This is a genomic window from Mesorhizobium sp. M7A.F.Ca.CA.002.04.1.1 (genome assembly GCF_004022805.1).
Classification (GTDB): domain Bacteria; phylum Pseudomonadota; class Alphaproteobacteria; order Rhizobiales; family Rhizobiaceae; genus Mesorhizobium; species Mesorhizobium ciceri.
This window is the reverse complement of sequence record NZ_RZPL01000499.1, coordinates 1-4,395: the sequence shown is the minus strand read 5'-3', so window position 1 is coordinate 4,395 and position 4,395 is coordinate 1. Positions and strand designations below refer to the sequence as shown.

Sequence of the window (4,395 nt, the reverse complement as noted above, 5' to 3'; positions counted from 1 at the left end):
CTCTTGACCATTTCCTTCTTGCGGCGAGCCCGATGCGAGCCGATCGCGAAACGGTGAACCTCATCGCGCAGCCGCTGGACGAAATAGAGCACGGGGTCGCGGACCGGTAGGGAAAACGAGTCCCTGCCTTTGACGAAGAACCGCTCGCGGCCGGCATCGCGGTCCTGGCCCTTGGCGATGCCGATGGCAACCACGCGGTCCTCGATGCCGAGATCGGCGAGGATCTTGCGCACCGCGGTCATCTGGCCCTGGCCACCGTCGATCAGGATGACATCGGGCCAGGCCGGGAAGCTGCCGGAGATATCGTCCTCCATATCGTCTGCCGAACCGTCGGCTGCATCCCCAGCCGGGACATCGCCATGCTCCTTGAGCAACCGCGAAAACCGCCGTTCCATCACCTCGCGCATCATGCCGAAATCGTCGCCAGGCGTGATCTCGGTCGAGCGGATGTTGAATTTCCGGTACTGGTTCTTCACGAACCCCTCCGGTCCGGCAACGACCATGGCGCCGACGGCATTGGTGCCCATGATGTGCGAATTGTCGTAGACCTCGATGCGCACTGGCGGCTTCGGCAGGCCGAATGTCTCGGCGAAACCGGCAAGCAGGCGTCCCTGGGTGGAGGTTTCAGCCAGCCGGCGTCCGAGCGCTTCGCGGGCATTCTGCAAAGCGTTGTCGGTCAGGTCCTTCTTCTCGCCGCGCTGCGGCACGGAGATTGCGACCTTGCGGCCGGCGCGGGTGGAGAGCGCCTCGGCCAGCAATTCCTGATCCTCGACGCCATGCGACAGAAGAATGTTCCGCGGCGTCGGCTTGTCGTCATAGAACTGCGCCAGGAACGAGCCCAGCACCTCGGCTGCTTCCAACGCCGGATCGGCCTTGGGGAAATAGGCGCGGTTGCCCCAGTTCTGGCCGGTGCGGAAAAAGAACACCTGGATACAGACCTGGCCGCCTTCCTGATGGATGGCGAAGACATCGGCTTCGTCGACGGTCGCCGGATTGATGCCCTGGTGGCTCTGCACATGCGACAGGGCCGCCAACCGGTCGCGATAGATCGCGGCGCGCTCGAAATCGAGAGCTTCCGACGCTTGCTGCATGGCGGCCGAGATTTCCGTCTTCACCTTCTGGCTGCGGCCGGACAAGAAGTCCTTCGCCTCATTGACCAGCTCGGCATAGTCCTGGTGCGAGACCTCGCCGGTGCAGGGACCGGCGCAGCGCTTGATCTGATAAAGCAGGCATGGCCGCGTGCGGTTCTCGTAGAACGAGTTGGTGCAACTGCGCAGCAGAAAGGCGCGCTGCAGCGAGTTGATGGTGCGGCCAACGGCACCGGCCGAAGCAAAGGGACCGAAATAATCGCCTTTGCGCGAGCGCGCGCCGCGATGCTTGTAGATGCCCGGCGAGACATGGTCGCCGGTCAAGAGGATATAGGGAAACGACTTGTCGTCGCGCATCAGGACGTTGAATCGCGGCCGCAAGCGCTTGATAAGATTGGCTTCGAGCAGCAGCGCTTCGATCTCGGTGCGGGTGACGACGAACTCCATCGTCGACGTTTCGCGCACCATGCGGCCGATGCGGGTGGTGTGGAAGCGGCCTTGCGCGTAGTTGGTGACGCGCTTCTTCAGGCTGCGTGCCTTGCCGACATAGAGCACATCGCCGGCAGCGTTCATCATGCGGTAGACGCCGGGCGCGTTGGGCAGCCGCTTGACCAGCGTCTGGATCACCTCGGCGCCGATCATGCCTTCCGCGTCGCCGGCATGCGGCGTCCAGTCGATGGCGGTGAAGGCGACATCGGGACCGACGGTTTCAACGATTTCCTCGACCGCCTCGTCCTCGAGGTCGATATCGGGGGGCAGATCGTCGGTGCCGCCGCGCGGCTTGCTTTTGTGGTCTACAGGACTCATTCCGTCATGCCTGTCACATCGGGCGTCTGCCACGCAAGATGCTGGCCGCCATCAAGCGCGATCATCTGGCCGGTGACCGAGCGCGCTTCCCAGAGATAGCGGATAGTGGCGCCGAATTCCGGCAATTCCGGGCCGCGCTTGAGGATCAAGCCATCGACTTGGGCTGCAAAATCGCTGTCGTCCTGACGCGCGTTCTTCAATGTCGGCCCCGGGCCGATGGCATTGACGCGGACGCGGGGACCGAGCGCTTGCGCCATCATCTGGGTGGCTGTCCACAGCGTCGATTTGGACAGTGCATAGGAGAAGTAGCGCGGCGTCGGCCGCCAGACGCGCTGGTCTATCATGTTGACGATCAGGCCCTCCTGCCCTGCCGGTAGTGCCCGGGCGAAATTCTGCGCCAGGAGCGCGGGCGCTTTCACATGGACGGCAAAGTGCCGGTCCCAGGCCCGCCAGTCGAAATCCAGAACCGAATCGTCCTCGAACAGCGACGCGTTGTTGACCAGCAGCGAGAGCGGCCCGAGCGCTGCTTGCGCCTCGCCGATAAGGTCATCGATGGCGTCCATATCGGTCAGGTCGGCGGCGACCACTGCGGCGCGGCCACCTCCGGCGATGATTTCGGCAGCCAACGCATCGGCCTCGCTGCGCGAGCGGTTGCAATGGATGGCGACGGCAAAACCGTGCGCGGCGAGATCCTCGACGATCGCCCTGCCGATCCGCCTGGCCCCGCCCGTCACCAGCGCCGTGACAGTGGCTTTGCTCATATGGTGTCAATCCTCAATTTCGGCCCGAAAAAGCAGTGCCGGCGAAATATGGCCCGGCATGCGTTAAATGGTGTTCGCACCTTGGGCAGCATTGTGGCGAAACGGCCGTTTGGGCATCTTGGCCCGCCCTGGACTCAGGCGTGCCCGACCGCAATATAGGGTGCTGGAGTCCTTGCACCAAGCGGTGTGCAGCGCAGCACCGGATGGTTCCTGCCATTTCGCTGTTGCGAAGATGCAACGTCAAGGTTCTGCCTCATTTGCGCCGGGGAATGACCCAAGTTCAGGTTCGCTTCAGCCGCATTTTGACACGACATTTGGAACCGACGAACGCCAGATCCGTTTCCCCCCCGGACGGGTCGATGGCGATCGTGAGAAACAAGCCTGTGTCCTGTGGCTTAAGGAGTAAAGAACAATGCAAGCCAATCTCAAATTCGCACGGCCGCTGGCCGTTGCGCTCGGGCTCTTCGCCCTCAGCGGAACTGCCTATGCTGCTGACGTGGTTTCGGAAGAGCCGCCGGCACCTGCGCCGATCGCTGAACTTCCCGTCGCTTCGTGGGCCGGCCCCTACGCCGGTCTCAACGTCGGCTATGGCTTCAGCGGCCATACCAAGGAAAAGGATCTGGGTGTTGACAATGTTGACGTCGGCACCAAGGGCTTCGTCGGCAGCGTCTTCGGCGGCTATCAGTGGCAGCAAGAGAACTTCGTCTACGGCGCTGAAGCCGAACTCGGCTACAACGGCGTCAAGGGCGACGATTCTGGCGTCAATTCCAAGGCCGGCTTCGAGGGTTCGTTGCGAGCCCGTCTCGGCTATGCCGTGACCCCCGAAATCCTGCTCTATGGCACCGGCGGTCTCGCCGGAAGAAGCCTGAAGGTCGAAGACGACGTATACGGTTCGGACCGCGCCACGTTGCTCGGCTGGACCGCCGGTCTCGGCACCGACATCAAGCTGACCGACAATGTCTTCGGTCGTGTCGAGTATCGTTACACCGACTTCGGCAGCAAGAGCTTCGATGGCATCGGCAAGGTCAAGGCCACCGACAACCGCGTCACCTTCGGCGTCGGTATGAAGTTCTAAGTCGTTCAAGCCACGACACGAAAAAGCCGGGCCTCGCGCCCGGCTTTTTTTATGCTCGCGTGATTTCCGGGTAAATCTATTCGGGTAATGGGCGGTCAACCGGGAATGCAGGGCTTCAGTTCTGGAAACTTCTCGTCGAAGCGTGCCGCCCACCGCGTCAGCCGGGCGCGACCCTTCTCCCATTTCCCGGCAAAGCGCAGCGCGAGATAGCCAAGGCAGGCGCGCAGCGCCATCTGGCCGGCGGTGATCTTTTTCGGCAGCTTCGGCGGGTTGGCGTTGAGCAGGTCGAGTGCCGCCGTGATCTTCGCCCACTGGCGATCGAGCCAGGGCTGATAGACCATCTCCTCAGGCCGCGTGCGCCGTTCATAGACCATCGACAGCGCACAGTCGCAAATGCCGTCGGCCAATGCCTCCAGCACTTCTGCCTCGAGCCGCTTGTCGGGATTGCGTGGAAAAAGCGCGCTCTTCGACAAACGGTTGAGATGCTGGGTGATGGCGCGACTGTCATGGATGGAGCGACCGTCGTCGAGCACCAGAACCGGAATCTTGCCGAGCGGGTTGGCGATCATCAAGTCGGCCGGCTTCTCCTCGGTCTTGATCGGCACCAGATCGACAGCGATGCCGGCATAGGCTGCCGCCATTCGTACCTTGGAACTGTAGGGAG

At 62.6% G+C, this 4,395-nt stretch carries 4 protein-coding genes; 1 reads left to right on the top strand and 3 read right to left on the bottom strand.

The annotated features are described in order from the left end of the window. The coding region (gene uvrC, locus ENZ75_RS22695; protein WP_128278329.1) for an excinuclease ABC subunit UvrC at positions 1-1,895 on the bottom strand (1,895 nt) is incomplete at its 3' end. After that, positions 1,892-2,656: an SDR family oxidoreductase gene (locus ENZ75_RS22690; protein ID WP_013532482.1), complete on the bottom strand. Its 765-nt coding sequence runs from the start codon at positions 2,654-2,656 to the stop codon at positions 1,892-1,894. The genes uvrC and ENZ75_RS22690, both read right to left, overlap by 4 nt. Positions 2,657-3,068: 412 nt before the next feature. Here ENZ75_RS22690 and ENZ75_RS22685 point away from each other — a divergent pair, with 412 nt between their 5' ends. Continuing rightward, on the top strand, positions 3,069-3,731 hold the full coding sequence (locus ENZ75_RS22685) for an outer membrane protein (protein WP_013532483.1): 663 nt from the start codon (positions 3,069-3,071) through the stop codon (positions 3,729-3,731). 95 nt (positions 3,732-3,826) lie between these two features. Here the strand turns inward: ENZ75_RS22685 and ENZ75_RS22680 are convergent. Continuing rightward, a partial coding sequence (locus tag ENZ75_RS22680; RefSeq protein ID WP_164887938.1) for a glutathione S-transferase family protein occupies positions 3,827-4,395 on the bottom strand: 569 nt, incomplete at its 5' end.

What these genes read in the sequence shown, in the direction of transcription:
- ENZ75_RS22690 (WP_013532482.1), bottom strand. Translation starts at nt 2,656, where the DNA reads ATGAGCAAAGCCACTGTCACGGCGCTGGTGACGGGCGGGGCCAGGCGG.
- ENZ75_RS22685 (WP_013532483.1), top strand. Translation starts at nt 3,069, where the DNA reads ATGCAAGCCAATCTCAAATTCGCACGGCCGCTGGCCGTTGCGCTCGGG.